Genomic DNA, 15,340 nt, shown 5'->3' on the forward strand with positions numbered 1-15,340 from the left:
CCCCGCTGTTGGTTTTTACTTCCCGATGGAGGAAAGAACGTGAGTGATCACAAGAGCAAATCAATCGACCCGGCCGACCCGGCGATGCCGAACTCCGGCCGAAGGGCGGTCCTGACCGGCAGCATGGCGCTGGCAGCCGGTGCTGCGGCCACGGGCCTGCTGGCCGGCTGCAGCGATCGGTCGGGCAACGGCGTCGCCACGGGGGCCGGTGCCTCGGCTGCGGGCGGTACGGCCGCCTCCGATGCCGCGGCCAGGATCCACATCGCGCCGGGCGAACTCGACGAGTACTACGGCTTTCTCTCGGGCGGCCAGAGCGGGGAGATCCGCATCGTCGGGATGCCGTCGATGCGTGAGCTGATGCGCATCCCGATCTTCAACCGCTGCAGCGCGACCGGCTGGGGCCAGACCAACGAGAGCCTGAGGGTCCTCACCGAAGGCCTGACGCCGCAGACCAGGGAATTCCTGAAGAACCGCGGCGGCACCCACCTCAACGGCGACGCGCACCATCCGCACATGTCGTTTACCGACGGCGCCCACGACGGCCGCTATGTGTACATCAACGACAAGGCCAACACGCGGGTGGCACGCGTGCGCTGTGACGTCATGAAGTGCGACAAGATCCTCGAGCTGCCGAACCAGCACACGGTCCACGGCATGCGCCTGCAGAAGTATCCGAAGACCGGCTATCTGTTCTGCAACGGCGAAGACAGCGTGCCGCTGCAGAACGACGGCACCAATCTCAATGACCTCGAGCAGTACCGCTACATCTTCAGCGCGGTCGATGGCGAGACCATGCAGGTCGCCTGGCAGGTCATGGTCAGCGGCAACCTGGACAACGTCGACGCCGATTACCAGGGTCTGTACGCCTTCTCGACCAGCTACAACTCCGAGGAAGGCATGACGCTTGGCGAGATGACCGCCTCCGAGCAGGACCACGTCGTAGTCTTCGACATCAAGGCGATCGAGGCCGCGGTCGCCAACGGCGAGGCCGAAACCATCAACGGCGTACCGGTCCTGGACGGTCGCAAAACGGCGAACTCGGCGTTCACCCGCTACATCCCGGTGTCCAACAGCCCGCACGGCATGAACATGGCGCCCGATGGCATCCACGCCGTTGCCAATGGCAAGCTGTCGCCGACCGCCACCGTGTTCGACGTACGTAAGTTCCCGGAACTGTTTGCCGGAACGATCCAGCCGCGCGACACCGTCGTCGCCGAGCCGGAACTCGGCCTGGGCCCGCTGCATACGGCGTTTGACGGCCGCGGCAACGCCTACACGACCCTCTTCATCGATAGCCAGATCGTCAAGTGGAACATCGCGAAGGCGGTGCAGCTGTACAACGGCGAGGACGTCGACCCGATCATCCAGAAGCTCGACGTGCAGTATCAGCCGGGCCACAACCACACCTCGATGGGCGAGAGCAAGGAGGCCGACGGCAAGTGGCTGATGTCGCTCAACAAGTTCTCCAAGGACCGGTTCCTCAACGTGGGCCCGCTGAAGCCCGAGAATGACCAGCTGATCGATATCTCCGGCGACGAAATGGTCGTGGTGCACGACGGTCCGTCGTTCGCCGAACCGCATGACATCGAGATCATCCACCGCTCCAAGGTCAACCCGGTCAACGTCTGGGACCGCAACGACCCGATGTGGGAAGACGCGCGCAGGCAGGCCGCGGCGGATGGCGTCAAGCTCGAGTCCGCCTCCCAGGTCATTCGCGACGGCAACAAGGTGCGGGTCTACATGACCTCGGTGGCCCCGGCCTTCAGCCTGACCGACTTCACCGTCAAGCGCGGCGACGAAGTGACCGTGTACGTGACCAACAACGACAGCGTGGAAGACCTGACCCACGGCTTCACCATCGTCAACTACGGCGTGGCCATGGAAGTCGGCCCGCAGGCGACCGCCTCGGTCACCTTCACCGCCGACCGCCCCGGCGTCTACTGGTATTACTGCCAGTGGTTCTGCCACGCCATGCATATGGAAATGAAGGGGCGGATGCTGGTCGAGGCCTGAGCGTGACGCGTAATGGACTTCCGGCGCCTCGGCGCCGGTGGCGCCTGCTCGGCCGGGGCGGGCATCCCGCCCCGGCGTTCCGGCAGGCGCTCGTGTGTGGCTTGGCGACGGTCTGCCTCATGGTGTCGAACGGGATGTCGGCCGCCGAGCACGGGGTGCCTCCGGGCACCCTTCTGCAGCCGGTGATCGACGCCGCGGCGCCAGGCGACACCATCCGCCTGACGGCCGGCCGGCACGCCGGCCCGGTCGTCATCGACAGGACGCTCTCGCTCGTCGGCGAGCCCGGCGCGGTGATCACAGGGCCCGGCACCGGCAGCGTGGTCACGGTCACGGCGCCGGACGTGCGCATCCACGGGCTGGAGATCAGCGGATCGGGCACCGACCTGGCGGCGATGGATTCGGCAATCCTGGTGCGCGAGTCTGCACTGCGGGCGGACGTCCGTGACAACCACCTGGTTGGCAACCTGTTCGGCGTGTACCTGCACGGGGCCGGCGACTCGATCGTCCAGGACAACGTCATCACCGGGCGCAAGGACATGCGCCTGGCCGAGGCCGGCAACGGCGTCTCGATCTGGAATGCCCCCGGCGCCGCAGTGATCGGCAACACCATCAGCCATGGCCGCGACGGTATCTACGTCAGGGTCAGCAACCGGAACACCTTCGAGCGCAACACCTTCTCCGACCTGCGCTTCGCGATCCACTACATGTATACCCACGACAGCCGCATCATCGGCAACACGTCCCGCGGCAACCACGTCGGCTGGGCGATCATGTTTTCCAAGGGGCTGGAAATCCGCGATAACGTGTCCATCGGCGACCGGGATCACGGCCTCATGCTCAACGCCACCAACGAGTCGCAGGTGGTCGGCAATACCGTCCGCGATGGTGGTGAAAAGTGCGTGTTCATCTACAACGCCAACCGCAACCGGTTCGACAGCAACTGGTTCGAGGGTTGCCCGATCGGCGTCCACTTCACCGCCGGGTCCGAAGGCAACGCGCTCGTCGGCAACGCCTTCGTGGCCAACCGGATGCAGATCAAATACGTGGGCACCCGCCACCTCGACTGGGCGTCGGAAGGACGTGGCAATTACTGGAGCGACAACCCCGCCTATGACCTCGATGGCGACGGCATCGGCGATCGGCCGTATCGGCCCAACGACGTGATGGACGAGATCCTGTGGACGCTGCCGCAGGCCAAGGTGCTGGTGAGCAGCCCGGCGGTGCAGATGGTGCGCTGGGCGCAGGCGCGCTTCCCCGCGTTGTCCACCGGCGGCGTGGTGGACAGTGCGCCGCTGATGCGTCCGCCGCAGATGTCGCGGGATGCATCGCCATGAGCGTCATCGCCGAATGGAACGGGGTGACGCGTCGCTACGGCGCCGTGGTCGCGGTCCGCGACGTCAGCCTCGCGCTGAATGCCGGGGAGGCGACCGCGCTGGTGGGCCACAACGGTGCCGGCAAGACCACGCTGATCAAGCTCCTGCTCGGCCTCGTGCAGCCGGGCGAAGGCACGGTGCGCGTGGCCGGCGTCGACCCGGCCGGCGCACGCGGCGCCGACGCCCGGCGCACGCTCGGCTTCCTGCCCGAGAACGTGGCCTTCCATGGCGCGATGACCGGCACCGAGCTGATGACGTTCTATGCCGGGCTCAAGCGTCACTCGCCGCGCCGCAACCAGGAGTTGCTGGCCATGGTCGGGATCGCGGATGCCGCCAACCGGCGGGTGTCGACGTATTCGAAGGGCATGCGCCAGCGGCTCGGCATCGCCCAGGCCCTGATCGGCGAGCCGCGGCTGCTGTTGTTCGACGAGCCCACCAGTGGCCTGGATCCCGCATCCCGCGTCGATGTCTTCAACACCATCGACATGCTGCGCGGCAGCGGCGCCACGGTGCTGGTCTGTACCCACGCGCTGGCCGAGGTCGAGAACCGGGTGGACCGGGTCGCGATCATGAATCGCGGCCAGTTGCTGGCGGCCGGCACCCTCGACCAGCTGCGCGAAGGTGCTGTTCCGGAGGTGCGTCTGCGGCTGCGCATGCGCGAGGGCGGGGTTGACCCGGCGCCGCTGCTTGCCGGACTTCCGGCAGGAAGCCGGTGTAAGGCACAGGCCGATGACACGCTGGTGCTCAGCGTGCCGGCGTCGGAAAAAATGGCCGCGCTGCGGACCCTCGCGGCGACCGACGGCGTCGAGGACATCCACACCGCGACGCCCGGCCTCGAGGACCTCTACCGGCACCTGGTCGAGCAGCAGGCGGGCGCGGCATGAACGTATTGAAGCTTGCGATGCAGGAGATCCGGGCCGGCCTGCGCAACCGCTGGGTGGTCGCGACCACGCTGCTGCTGGCCGCGCTGTCGCTGTCGTTGGTGCTGCTGGGCAGTGCCCCCACCGGTGCGGTCAGTGCCGACCCGCTGGCGGTGGTGGTGGTCAGCCTGGCCAGCCTCACGATCTTCCTGATCCCGCTGATTGCGCTGCTGCTGTCGTTCGATGCCATCGTCGGCGAGCAGGAGCGCGGCACCCTGATGCTGCTGCTGTCCTACCCGGTGGCGCGCTGGCAGGTGGTCGTGGGCAAGGCCCTCGCTCACGTCTGCATCCTGGGCATCGCCACGCTGCTGGGCTATGGCGTCGCGGCGGCAACGCTTGCGATGGGCAACGAAACCGGCACGCTGGCTTGGGGCGCCTTCGCGATGATGGTGCTCACGTCGATCATGCTGGGTGCGGCCTTCGTGTCGATGGGCGTACTGGCGAGCACGCTGGTGCGAGAGCGCGCGACCGCGGCCGGCCTGGCGGTGGCGGCGTGGCTGTTCTTCGTGCTGATCTACGACACCGCCCTGCTGGGCATCCTGGTGGCGGACCAGGGCCGTCACGTGACCCAGAGCGTGCTGGACGTGCTGCTGCTGCTCAATCCGGCCGACGTCTACCGGATCTTCAACATGACCGCCAACGATGGCGTGGCCGTCTACAGTGGCCTGGCCGGCCCGGGCAACGCGGCCCCGCTTCCGCCAGGCGTGCTGTTCGCGGTGCTGGCGACCTGGGTGATGGCTCCGCTGGCGCTGGCGATACTTGCATTCAGGAGAAGGCCGATATGAGGACTGGACCGATGAAATGGGCCGCGATCGGCCTGGCGCTGCTGCTGGCCACCGCCTGCGACCGCAACGCACCCACCGGGCCGCCGCCGGCCGCGGTCGAGGTTCCGGACGATGCCAGCGGCCACTACTGCGGCATGCTGCTGTCCACCCACGACGGCCCCAAGGGGCAGATACACCTCGAAAGCCGCGACGCGCCGATCTGGTTCTCGTCGGTGCGTGACACCATCGCTTTCCTGCGCCTGCCCGAGGAAGCCAGCGACATCGCAGCGGTCTACGTCAACGACATGGGCCGGGCCCGGATATGGAACCAGCCCGAAGCCGGGACCTGGGTGGACGCGCGCAACGCGTGGTTCGTGGTGGAGAGCTCCTTGGTCGGCGGCATGGGCGCGCCGGAGGCGGTGCCCTTCTCCACCGAGCCTGCGGCGGAACAATTCCGCGCCAAACACGGCGGGCGGATCGTCCGTCTCGACGATATTCCAGACGACTACGTGCTTGGCCCGGTGGACCTGTCATCGTCCATGCCGGAGGAGCACCAGGGCCATTGAGGATCCGGTCATGCTGAATCGCCGACGTTTTCTTTCAGTCGCCGCCACCGCTGCAGTCCTGGGATCGGTGCCGGGCCGGCCTGCATTTGCCGCATCGGCTGCGTCGCCGGCGCCCACCGTCTGGAAAGGCGTGGCGATGGGCGCGGTGGCCTCGATGACGCTGGTCCACCCGGACCGTGCACAGGCGCAGGCGATGATCGCGCGCTGCATGGCGGAGGTGGAGCGGCTGGAATCGATCTTCAGCCTGTACCGGGCGGATTCGGCCCTGTCCCGGCTCAATGCCGCCGGCCGGCTGGACGATCCGCAGACCGAACTGGTGCAGCTGCTGTCGTTCGGTCTGTCCCTGGCGCAGGCCAGCGGCGGCGCGTTCGATCCCAGCGTGCAGCCGCTGCTGCGGCTGTATTTCGACCATTTCTCGCGGCCGGGTGCCTCCCCGCAGGGCCCCACGGCCGCGGCGATTGCCCAGGCGCGGCAGCGGGTGGGCTTTGCCGACGTCGAAGTGGGCCTGGGCCGGATCCGCCTCGGCCGTCCCGGTGCTGCGATCACGCTGAACGGCCTGGCCCAGGGCTTCATCACCGACCGGGTTGCCGACCTGCTGCAGGCCAACGGCTTCGACAACGTATTGATCGACCTCGGGGAAGGGCGTGCGCTCGGCCATCGCCCCGACGGCGCACCCTGGCGCGCCGGCGTCGCCGATCCGGCCGAGCCCGGACGGACCCTGTTCGAACTGCCGCTGGGCAGCGCGCGAGGCCAGTATCCCGCGCTGGCGAGTTCCGGCGGCTACGGCACGCGCTTCGGGCCGAATCCGGCCCTGCATCACCTGCTCGATCCCCGCACCGGCCGCAGCGCCAACCACCATGCGGCGGTCTCGGTGGCGGCCCCGCGGGCCACGCTCGCCGATGGCCTCTCCACCACGCTGCTGGTTCTGTCGCCGGAGCAGCGCACGCCGCTGCTCGCGAACTACCCGACCGTGCGCACCTGGTTCGTGGATGCCGCAGGCCACGTCACCGGCCCCGACGGTGCACCGGCCGGTGGGGCCTGACAGCCAGGCATGAAAAAGGCGGGGGACATGCCCCCGCCTTTTTCGACTTACCCGCGGATGCTCAGCCGACGGAAAGGGTGCCGTTCATGAGCGCCGAATGGCCGGGGAAGCTGCAGAAGAACTTGTAGGCCTCGCCCGCCTGCAGATCGCTGACGGAGAAGGTGACCGAGGTCGTCTCGCCGCCGCCGATCATGTCGGTTGCCGCGATGACGCGCTCGTCGTCGGGCTTCAGGAAGCCCGCCTCGAGACCCGCTGCCATGCCATCGGCCGCCACGCCCGGCATGTCGCCCGAGGTCGTGATGACCACGTTGTGGCCCATGGCCGCGACCGGCATCTTGCCGACGTGGTTCATCGTGATCGTGAAGTCGCTGCAGGAAGACGGAACGGTGATCGACCGGGTGTTGAACTGCATCGCGTCGTTGCTTTCGATCACGATCTCGCAGCCTGTGACGACGGGATCGGTGCCGGTGGCCGCGGGTGTGGCAGCTGTGGTCGCCGGGGTGGTGGCCTCAGCCGGAGCAGCCGGCGGTGTCTGCGCCGGGGTGGTGTCGGCCGCGGCGGGCGGCGGCGTGGCCGTTGAAGCCGGCGGCGCGGAATTGTCGCCACAGGCGGACAGGGCCAGCGCGCATGCGGCGGTCAGGAGGGTCAATTTGATGTTCATGCGGGAACTCCGGGAAGTGACGGGGGGCATGTGCCGGGAAGCAGAGCCGCGCCAGTGTGGAGGCGCGCGCCACCGCGCATGATACGCCCCCGTGTATTGGGGGTCTGTCAATCCAGTCGGTCCCGGCAGCCCTCGTCCACACGCCGGCCAGCCGGCGAAGCGCGCGCTACCAGCTCATCCGGTGAAGGTGGACTGCACTACGCCGGGCCCGTGACCTGCCCCAAAAGGAACGGCGCCCGAAGGCGCCGTCCTTTGTGTCGCGGTGTCAGCCGGTTACTGCGCCGACATCATCGCGTCGCGGTTGGCCTTGAAGGGATTGCCCTCGTACCAGTTCGGCCAGCGGGTGGTGTCGTCGACCAGCACGCGGCCGACGCCGTACAGCGCTTCGAGGTCCTGCACCACGCCTTCGAGGTTCCACTCCTCGAGGAACACGTCGCCGGGCTGGTGGTAGCGGCTGGCGTAATCCTTGGCTGCCGCCTCGCCGCCGGCGGTGCCGCCGTCGACGAGGTCACCGCCACCCTTGGCGTACAGCGCCGGCACGCCGGCCTTGGCGAAGTTGAAGTGGTCGGAGCGGAAGTAGAAGCCACCCGCCGGGTTTCCCTCTTCGGCGAGCACGCGACCCTGGCGCTCGGCCTCCACCTTGAGCAGGTCCTCCAGCTCCGAGTTGCCCATGCCGGTGACCACGAAGTCACGCGACGGCCCGGCCACGCTCATCGCGTCGAGATTGATCACCGCGGCGATCTTCGACAGCTCGAAGCTCGGGTGGGCGACGTAGTACTTCGAGCCGAGCAGGCCGGATTCCTCCAGCGTGACCGCCAGGAACGCGACCGAGCGCTTCGGCGCCGGCTGCGTGGTGGCGAACCGCTCGGCGATCTCGATGATGCCGGCGATGCCGGTGGCGTTGTCGACGGCGCCGTTGTAGATCACCTTCTCGCCGTCCTCGCCCTCGTGCGCGCCGAGGTGGTCCCAGTGGCCCATGTAGATCACCGCCTCGTCCGGGCGCTCGCTGCCGGGCAGGACGCCGATCACGTTGCGCGAGGACTTCTCGGCGATGGTGCTGGCGAGGTCGAACGACACCGTGGCGTTCAGCGGCACCGGGCGGAAGCCCCGGCGGTTGGCGGCGGCGATCTGCGCGTCGAGGTCGAGGCCCGCGGCCTCGAACAGCTCGCGCGCCACGTCCCCGCTGATCCAGCCCTGCGCCGGCAGGCGCGGGTCCGGATCGTCCTCGGCACGCAGGTCGAACTGCGCGCCCGACCAGGAATTCTTCACCACGTCCCAGCCGTACGATGCGCCGGGGGTGTCATGGATGATCAGCGCGGCGCTCGCGCCCTTGCGTGCGGCCTCCTCGAACTTGTACGTCCAGCGGCCGTAGTAGGTCATGCGGTCGCCTTCGAACAGCTGCGCGTCCTGGGCGTGGAAGCCGGGGTCGTTGACCAGCATGACCACCGTCTTGCCTTCGACGTCGAGGCCGGCGTAGTCGTTCCAGTTCTGCTCCGGTGCGTCCACGCCGTAGCCGACGAACACCAGCTCGCTGTCGGCCACGCTCACCTGCGGCTGGCCGGTGCGGGTGCCGATCACCATCTCGTCGCCGAAGGCCAGCGTGCGCTCGCCCTTGGGGCCATTGATGCGCAGCGTGGTGGTGGTATCGGCGGTGGTCTCGATCATCGGCACCGTCTGGTACCAGCTGCCGTCGGCGCCGCCGGGCTCGAGCCCGATGCGCTCGTACTGCGCGCGGATGTACTCGACGGTCTTCTCACCGCCCGCCGAACCGGGGGCGCGGCCTTCGAACTCGTCGGAGGCGAGGGTGCGGGTGAGTTCGGCGAAATCGGCCGTGGTGATGTCGGCGGAGAACGCATGGGCGGCGGCGTCGGTGCTGCCCTGCGCCGGCGCGGGCTGCCCGTTCGCCTCCGGGGACGCAGCGTCGCGGTTGCAGCCGGCCAGCGCGAGCGCTGCGGCCAGCGTGCCGATCAGGAGGGGTCTGTGCATGCGGTGTCTCCGGTACGGGAACCGCCGATTCTAGGCCACCCGGCGCCCCCGGCCACTGCGGCGGGCGCCCGGGCTACCGCGGGTCAGTCGCGCGGCGGGCGGTCGCCGCTGTAGGCCTGCGCTTCGGCACCGCTGATCGCGCCGGTGCGCGCGCTCTCGTGCACGTACAGGGTGACCGCGCGTTCGAACACCATCTCGCCGTCCACCACCGCGCCGGGGCCGATGACGATGCGCGGCTTGCGCTGGTTGATGTTGATCGGGAACCACGACGACGACGGCTTGCGCACGTACAGGCCGCCACGCACGTGCGAATCGGCGCCGATGGTGACGTCGCCGTTGATGGTCTCCACATCACCGCCGACGCGGGTGGCGACCAGGCCGATGCCGCCGTTGACGGTCTCGACATCGTCGCCGACCTCGCTGCCGCGGTCGAGGAAGATGCTGCCGCTCACGGTTTCCACCTTGCCGGCGACACGGGTGTCGCGGCCGCCGCGGATCCCGCCGTTGACCGTGGTCAGGCTGTCGATGGCGACGTTGTCGCCGAAGGTGATGCCACCGTTGACCGTCTCCAGGTCACCGGCGGTGACGCGGCTGCCGAGTCGGATCCCGCCGTTGACGGTCTCCACATCGCCGGCGCGCGCGCCGTCGCCAATACGGATGCCGCCGTTGACGGTGTCGATGTCGCCGACATGGCGGTCGGCTTCGACCGAGATGCCGCCGTTGACCTTGCTGAGGTTGTCCTGCGCCATGGCCACGGGCGCGCACAGCGCGGCGGCGATCGCCAGGGCGAAGGCGGAACGGGTACGGAAGCGGTTGCGGTTCATGCGTGGGTTCCCTCGACGTCGGATGGACGCGGTGGCGCGCGGGGCGCCGCCACGCCGTCAGCATGCGCGGGCGCGGCTACAATCGCACCTGTCCGAAGTCACAGGGCCGAACGTCGTGTCCATTGCCTCCCGCCGCGCCAAACCCGCCGTCCTGCTGATCCTCGATGGCTGGGGTTACCGCGAGGATCCCCGCGACAACGCCATCGCGCTCGCCGATATCCCCAACTGGCGGCGGCTGTGGGACGCCGGCCCGCGCACGCTGGTGCATACCGAAGGCCGCCATGTCGGCCTGCCGGACGGGCAGATGGGCAATTCCGAAGTCGGCCACATGAACATCGGCGCCGGCCGCGTGGTGTACCAGGAACTCACCCGCATCGACGCCGCGATCGAGGACGGCAGCTTCTTCGACAACGCCGAACTGCTTGCTGCATGCGATGCGGTGCGCGCGTCCGGCGGCACCCTGCACCTGATGGGCCTGGTGTCGCCGGGCGGCGTGCATGCGCACGAGCGCCATCTGTACGCGATGCTGGACCTTGCCGCGCGCCGCGGCGTGGCACAGGTCGCGGTGCATGCCTTCCTCGATGGCCGCGACATGCCACCGCGTTCGGCGCAGCCCAGCCTCGAGCGCCTGCAGGCCGAATGCGCACGCGTGGGCAATGCGCACATCCACAGCCTGTGCGGCCGCTACTTCGCGATGGACCGCGACAACCGCTGGGAACGCGTACGCCGCGCCTGGGACGTGGTCGTCGAGGCGCAGGGCCTCACCGCCACCGATGCGCAGTCGGCACTGGCCGCGGCCTACGCCCGTGACGAGAACGACGAGTTCGTGCAGCCGGTGGTGCTCGACGGCGCCGCGCCGATGGCCGATGGCGACGCCGTGGTGTTCATGAACTTCCGCGCCGACCGTGCGCGCCAGTTGAGTGCCGCCTTCGTGCAGCCGGGCTTCGACGGCTTCCAGGCACGGCGGCCGGCACTGGCACGGTATGTCTGCCTGACGAATTACGACGCCACGCTGCCGGCGCCGGTGGCGTTCGCGCCCGACGACCTGCGCAATACCCTCGGTGAAGTGCTGGCCGCGCATGGGCTGACCCAGCTGCGCATCGCCGAGACCGAGAAGTACGCCCACGTGACCTTCTTCATGAGCGGTGGCCGCGAGGTGCCGTTCGCCGGCGAGGAACGCATCCTGGTGCCGAGCCCGAAGGTCGCCACCTATGACCTGCAGCCGGAGATGAGCGCGCCCGAGGTGACCCGGCGCCTGGTCGAGGCGATCGAGGCCGAGCGCTTCGACGCCATCATCTGCAACTTCGCCAACCCCGACATGGTCGGCCACACCGGCGACCTGCAGGCGGCGATCAAGGCGGTGGAGGCCGTCGACCGTGCGGTCGGCGAGGTGGTGGCCGCGGTGACCGCGCGCGGCGGCGAACTGCTGGTGACCGCCGACCACGGCAACGTCGAGATGATGCGTGATCCGGAAACGGGTGAGCCGCACACCGCGCATACGGTGGGCCCCGTGGGGCTGGTGTACGTCGGCCGCTCCGGCGTGCGCCTGCGCGAGGGCGGTGCGCTGCGCGATCTGGCGCCGACCCTGCTCGACATGCTCGGCGTCGTGCCTCCGGCCGAGATGACCGGCACCTCGCTGCTGCTGCACGGCTGATGCGAGCGGCCGCGCGCTGCGCGATCGTCCTCGGCGCCGCGCTGCTGCTGGCGTTGCCTGCGGCCGGACAGAACCAGCGCGAGACCGAACGGCGGCTGCAGCAGGTCAAGCGCGAGCTCGATGCCGTCGCCAGCGAGCGCCGCAAGCTGGAAGGCGAGCGCGGCGAGGCCACCCGCGCCCTGCGCGCCGCCGACGAGCGCGTCGCCGCTGCCGCCCGCGCGCTGCAGGAAACCGAGGCGCAACTGGCACGCGAACAGGTCGAACTCGCCGCACTCGGCGAACGCCGCGACGCGTTGCGCGAGCGGCTCGGCGCGCAGCGCGAGGAACTCGCCGCGCTGCTGCGCGCCGCGTACACGGTTGGCGACCATGCCGCGCTGAAGCTGCTGCTGTCGCAGGACAACGCCGGCGGGTCCGGGCGCCTGCTGGCCTACCACCGCCACCTGCAGCGCGACCGCGGCGAACGCATCCGCACGCTCGGCAGCGAACTCGCGGGCCTCGACACCCTGGAGCGCGAGATCGGCGAGCGCACCGCCGCACTGGAAGCCACCCGTGCCACCCAGCGTGCGCAACGTGCCGCACTCGAGGCCGACCGCAAGGCGCGTGCCGACACCGTGGCCGGGCTCGAACAGCGCTATGGCGATCGCCGGCAGCGCGAGCAGGCGCTGGGCCGCGACGCGCGTGGACTCGAGCAGGTACTGACCCAGCTGCGCGCGGCCGCGCGCCGTGCCGCGGCCGAGCGGCGTCGCGCCGAGCAGGCGGCCGCACGCGAAGCCAGCGCGACGCCGGGCAGGACCACGACGCCGCGCCGCGCGCCGGCACAGGTCGCGCGCACCGCACCGGTGCAGGTCGGTGGCCTGGGCTGGCCGGTGGCGGGCACCCTGCTGGCGCGCTTCGGTGCACGCATGCCCGATGGCCGGGCGAGCTCCGGGGTGCTGATCGGCGCCGCCGCGGGCACCCCGGTCAAGGCGGTGGCCGAGGGCACGGTGGTGTTCGCCGAATGGATGACCGGCTACGGCAATATCGTCATCGTCGACCACGGCAATGGCCACATGAGCCTGTACGCCCACAACGATGCGGTGCTGCGCCAGGTCGGCGACCGTGTCGGGCGTGGCGATACCGTCGCCAGCGTCGGCAATTCCGGCGGGCAGGGGCAGCCGGCGCTGTACTTCGAGCTGCGCCGCGACGGCAAGCCGATCGATCCGACGATCTGGCTGCAGAGGCGCTGAACGCGCCACCGTGGCGGCGTCATGCACGCGTGCATAATCGGGTGACTCACCCGGAGAAACGTTGCATGCGTGTGCGCCTGTTGCCGCTCCTGATCGCCGGCCTGCTGTCAGCGCCGTTGCTGGCGCAGACGCCGCCGGCCGACCCGCCGGACGCCGGCGTACCCGCAAGCGAGGCCACGCCCACCGCGGACGCCGACCGCGCCGCGCCGCAGGACGCTGCCCCGCAGCACGCCCCCGGGCAACCGGTTCCCGGGCAACCTGCTCCCGAGCAGCCCGCCGACCCGGAGCGAGTCGACCCGGAGCAGCCCGCGCCGCCGCCCGACGAGCGCGAGCAGACGCTTGCGGTCCCGGCCGCCGACGACCCCGATGCCGGCACCCAGCCCTCGCGGCGGGTGCCGCTGGACGAGATCAAGCGTTACGTGGCGGTCTACAACGCGGTGCGCGAGGCCTATGTGGAGCCGGTCGACGATGCCGAGCTGATGCAGTCGGCGATCCGCGGCCTGCTGCTCGACCTCGACCCCCACAGCGCCTATCTCGCCGCCGAGGATGCCGAGGCGTTCGACGAGAGCACCACCGGCGCCTACAGCGGCATCGGCGTGGAAGTGATCCAGCTGCCGGAGGGTGGGCTGCGCGTGGTCGCGCCCATCGACGGCACCCCGGCCGCGCGCGCGGGCCTGCGTTCGGGCGACGCGATCGTCGCCGTCGATGGCGTGCCGCTGACGCCGGCCAGCCACGAGGGCCACGGCCCGCTGCGCGGCACGCCAGGCACGTCGGTCACCCTGACGGTGATGCGCGAGGGCGAGCCGGCGCCGCTGGAGATCCCCGTCGAGCGCGAGACCATCCGCGTGGTCAGCGTGCGCTCGCGGATGCTCGAGCCGGGATACGGCTATATCCGCGTCAGCGCCTTCCAGGTCGACACCGCGGCCGAGTTCCAGCGCCAGCTGAAGGCGCTGCAGGCCGATGGCGCACTGCGCGGGCTGGTGCTGGACCTGCGCAGCAACCCGGGCGGGCTGCTCACCGGCGCCGTGCAGATCGCCGACGACCTGCTCGACAGTGGCCAGATCGTCAGCACCCGCGGGCGCATCCCGATCAGCGAGGCGGTGTTCAACGCCACCCCGGGCGACCTGCTGGCCGGTGCGCCGGTGGTGGTGATCGTCGATGCCGGGTCGGCCAGCGCGTCGGAAGTGCTGGCGGGCGCGCTGCGCGACAACGACCGTGCGCGCATCATCGGCAGCCGCACCTTCGGCAAGGGCTCGGTGCAGACCGTGCTGCCGCTCGACAACGGCGACTCGGTCAAGCTCACCACCGCGCGCTACTACACCCCGAGCGGGCGCTCGATCCAGGCGCGCGGCATCGATCCCGACCGCGAGCTGATGCCCGAAGGCGGCGATGCGCCGGCACGCAATGGCTGGTCGGAAGCCGCCCTGCCGGGGCACCTGCGTGGCGACGAGGAGGAAGGCCTGCCCGGCGACAGCGCCGGCGCGGTGCTGGAGGGCGATGGCCCGATCGACGCCGCCCTGGCGGAGCTGAAGGGTGGCGCCACGGTGCCGCCAGCGTCTGCACCGACTGCCGCCGCGCAGGGCGGAGCCCCTGCCGCGCCGGCCGCGGATGACCCGGCCGCGGCGGACGAGGTCGCACCCGCCGCCGCCACGCCCACCGGCGAGGCGACAGACGACGACGCATCCGGCGACGCCACGGAACAGGATGGCGACGCCGCGGACGGCGGGTCGACCTCGCCCGCGGCGGCGCCGCCGGAGCCGGCCGACGCCGGCGACTGAGCCCGCGCTATTCCGCAGCCAGCCGGCAGTCGATCCCGACGCCGTCGCGTTCGGCGACCGCAAGTTCGCCCTGGAAGGCGCCGCAATCGAGCAGCGCAGCGCCGGAACCACCGGTGCCGTCGTGCACCTCGATGCGCAGCTGCGGCCGCCGGCCCTCGATCAGCGCGAGGTCCGCGGCGGCGAACACCGGCGAGCGGAAATGCACCTCCCCGGCACCGCCGGTCTCGCGGCTGTCGCGATGCAGGCTGAGCCATGGCTGCTCGGTGCCGGGCAGGCGGCGCTGCTGCGCGGCCACGGTGGGATAGCCGAACCACTCCGCGGTCACGGTGATCGTCGCGTGCTCGACGGCGACGATGCGCGACGCCGCCTCCGACAGGCCCAGGGTGACGGTGAATCCGTTGCCTGCCGGCGCGCTGGCCGGATGCGTGGCATCGGCGACGGGCGTTGGCGTGCGGGTGCAGGCAACCAGTACGAGCACCAGGGCCGCGGCGGCGGCGCTCAGGCGTGCGATGTGGACGCCGGGCGCAGCCATG

The 15,340-nt window shown here is 70.2% G+C and carries 13 protein-coding genes; 9 read left to right on the plus strand and 4 right to left on the minus strand.

All coding sequences use genetic code 11. From position 1 onward, the window contains the following. Window positions 1–39: 39 nt before the first annotated feature. The 6 genes from nosZ (at window position 40) to ERL55_RS01230 (ending at window position 6,678) form a co-directional block, all read left to right on the plus strand. Entirely contained in the window at window positions 40–2,013 is a 1,974-nt protein-coding gene (gene nosZ / locus ERL55_RS01205) for a TAT-dependent nitrous-oxide reductase (RefSeq protein ID WP_241685802.1), read from the plus strand. Window positions 2,014–2,132: 119 nt separating this feature from the next. Further along, on the plus strand, window positions 2,133–3,347 hold the full coding sequence (locus tag ERL55_RS01210; RefSeq protein ID WP_129134801.1) for a nitrous oxide reductase family maturation protein NosD: 1,215 nt from the start codon (window positions 2,133–2,135) through the stop codon (window positions 3,345–3,347). Next, window positions 3,344–4,270 (plus strand): ABC transporter ATP-binding protein, encoded by a 927-nt coding sequence (locus ERL55_RS01215; RefSeq protein WP_129134802.1) that lies wholly within the window; start codon window positions 3,344–3,346, stop codon window positions 4,268–4,270. The genes ERL55_RS01210 and ERL55_RS01215 overlap by 4 nt, the downstream gene beginning before the upstream one ends. Next, window positions 4,267–5,091: an ABC transporter permease subunit gene (locus ERL55_RS01220; RefSeq protein ID WP_129134803.1), complete on the plus strand. Its 825-nt coding sequence runs from the start codon at window positions 4,267–4,269 to the stop codon at window positions 5,089–5,091. The genes ERL55_RS01215 and ERL55_RS01220 overlap by 4 nt, the downstream gene beginning before the upstream one ends. A gap of 11 nt (window positions 5,092–5,102) precedes the next feature. Further along, the gene (locus tag ERL55_RS01225) at window positions 5,103–5,636 is read left to right on the plus strand and encodes a nitrous oxide reductase accessory protein NosL (RefSeq protein ID WP_129134804.1); all 534 of its coding nucleotides are present in this window, start codon (window positions 5,103–5,105) and stop codon (window positions 5,634–5,636) included. Window positions 5,637–5,646: 10 nt separating this feature from the next. Then, window positions 5,647–6,678 (plus strand): FAD:protein FMN transferase, encoded by a 1,032-nt coding sequence (locus tag ERL55_RS01230; protein WP_129134805.1) that lies wholly within the window; start codon window positions 5,647–5,649, stop codon window positions 6,676–6,678. A 61-nt stretch (window positions 6,679–6,739) separates the two neighbouring features. Here ERL55_RS01230 and azu read toward each other — a convergent pair whose 3' ends face one another. The 3 genes from azu to ERL55_RS01245 all read right to left on the minus strand — a co-directional run bounded on the left by azu (window position 6,740) and on the right by ERL55_RS01245 (window position 10,074). Continuing rightward, complete coding sequence (gene azu / locus ERL55_RS01235; RefSeq protein ID WP_129134806.1) at window positions 6,740–7,339, minus strand: azurin; 600 nt, start codon at window positions 7,337–7,339, stop codon at window positions 6,740–6,742. 273 nt (window positions 7,340–7,612) lie between these two features. After that, a complete protein-coding gene (locus ERL55_RS01240; RefSeq protein ID WP_129134807.1) occupies window positions 7,613–9,325 on the minus strand; it encodes a M28 family metallopeptidase in 1,713 nt (570 codons plus the stop codon). Window positions 9,326–9,408: 83 nt separating this feature from the next. Then, window positions 9,409–10,074, minus strand: coding sequence for a hypothetical protein (locus ERL55_RS01245; protein ID WP_129137140.1), 666 nt, complete (start codon window positions 10,072–10,074; stop codon window positions 9,409–9,411). Between the two features lie 190 nt (window positions 10,075–10,264). Between ERL55_RS01245 and gpmI the strand changes: the two genes are divergently transcribed. The 3 genes from gpmI (at window position 10,265) to ERL55_RS01260 (ending at window position 14,807) form a co-directional block, all read left to right on the plus strand. Continuing rightward, the gene (gene gpmI, locus ERL55_RS01250; protein ID WP_241685803.1) at window positions 10,265–11,803 is read left to right on the plus strand and encodes a 2,3-bisphosphoglycerate-independent phosphoglycerate mutase; all 1,539 of its coding nucleotides are present in this window, start codon (window positions 10,265–10,267) and stop codon (window positions 11,801–11,803) included. Further along, window positions 11,803–13,029: a peptidoglycan DD-metalloendopeptidase family protein gene (locus ERL55_RS01255; RefSeq protein WP_129134808.1), complete on the plus strand. Its 1,227-nt coding sequence runs from the start codon at window positions 11,803–11,805 to the stop codon at window positions 13,027–13,029. Before gpmI ends, ERL55_RS01255 begins: the two co-directional genes overlap by 1 nt. A 65-nt stretch (window positions 13,030–13,094) precedes the next feature. Beyond that, window positions 13,095–14,807, plus strand: coding sequence for a S41 family peptidase (locus ERL55_RS01260; protein ID WP_129134809.1), 1,713 nt, complete (start codon window positions 13,095–13,097; stop codon window positions 14,805–14,807). 7 nt (window positions 14,808–14,814) lie between these two features. Here ERL55_RS01260 and ERL55_RS01265 read toward each other — a convergent pair whose 3' ends face one another. After that, on the minus strand, window positions 14,815–15,339 hold the full coding sequence (locus ERL55_RS01265) for a hypothetical protein (RefSeq protein ID WP_129134810.1): 525 nt from the start codon (window positions 15,337–15,339) through the stop codon (window positions 14,815–14,817). Window position 15,340 lies beyond the last annotated feature (1 nt).

This window comes from Luteimonas sp. YGD11-2 (assembly GCF_004118975.1).
Taxonomy (GTDB): domain Bacteria; phylum Pseudomonadota; class Gammaproteobacteria; order Xanthomonadales; family Xanthomonadaceae; genus Luteimonas; species Luteimonas muca.

What these genes read in the sequence shown, in the direction of transcription:
- ERL55_RS01210 (WP_129134801.1), top strand. Translation starts at nt 2,133, where the DNA reads ATGGTGTCGAACGGGATGTCGGCCGCCGAGCACGGGGTGCCTCCGGGC.
- ERL55_RS01220 (WP_129134803.1), top strand. Translation starts at nt 4,267, where the DNA reads ATGAACGTATTGAAGCTTGCGATGCAGGAGATCCGGGCCGGCCTGCGC.
- ERL55_RS01225 (WP_129134804.1), top strand. Translation starts at nt 5,103, where the DNA reads ATGAAATGGGCCGCGATCGGCCTGGCGCTGCTGCTGGCCACCGCCTGC.
- ERL55_RS01245 (WP_129137140.1), bottom strand. Translation starts at nt 10,074, where the DNA reads ATGGCGCAGGACAACCTCAGCAAGGTCAACGGCGGCATCTCGGTCGAA.
- ERL55_RS01265 (WP_129134810.1), bottom strand. Translation starts at nt 15,339, where the DNA reads ATGGCTGCGCCCGGCGTCCACATCGCACGCCTGAGCGCCGCCGCCGCG.
- ERL55_RS01260 (WP_129134809.1), top strand. Translation starts at nt 13,095, where the DNA reads ATGCGTGTGCGCCTGTTGCCGCTCCTGATCGCCGGCCTGCTGTCAGCG.
- ERL55_RS01240 (WP_129134807.1), bottom strand. Translation starts at nt 9,325, where the DNA reads ATGCACAGACCCCTCCTGATCGGCACGCTGGCCGCAGCGCTCGCGCTG.
- ERL55_RS01230 (WP_129134805.1), top strand. Translation starts at nt 5,647, where the DNA reads ATGCTGAATCGCCGACGTTTTCTTTCAGTCGCCGCCACCGCTGCAGTC.
- ERL55_RS01215 (WP_129134802.1), top strand. Translation starts at nt 3,344, where the DNA reads ATGAGCGTCATCGCCGAATGGAACGGGGTGACGCGTCGCTACGGCGCC.
- ERL55_RS01255 (WP_129134808.1), top strand. Translation starts at nt 11,803, where the DNA reads ATGCGAGCGGCCGCGCGCTGCGCGATCGTCCTCGGCGCCGCGCTGCTG.
- azu (WP_129134806.1), bottom strand. Translation starts at nt 7,339, where the DNA reads ATGAACATCAAATTGACCCTCCTGACCGCCGCATGCGCGCTGGCCCTG.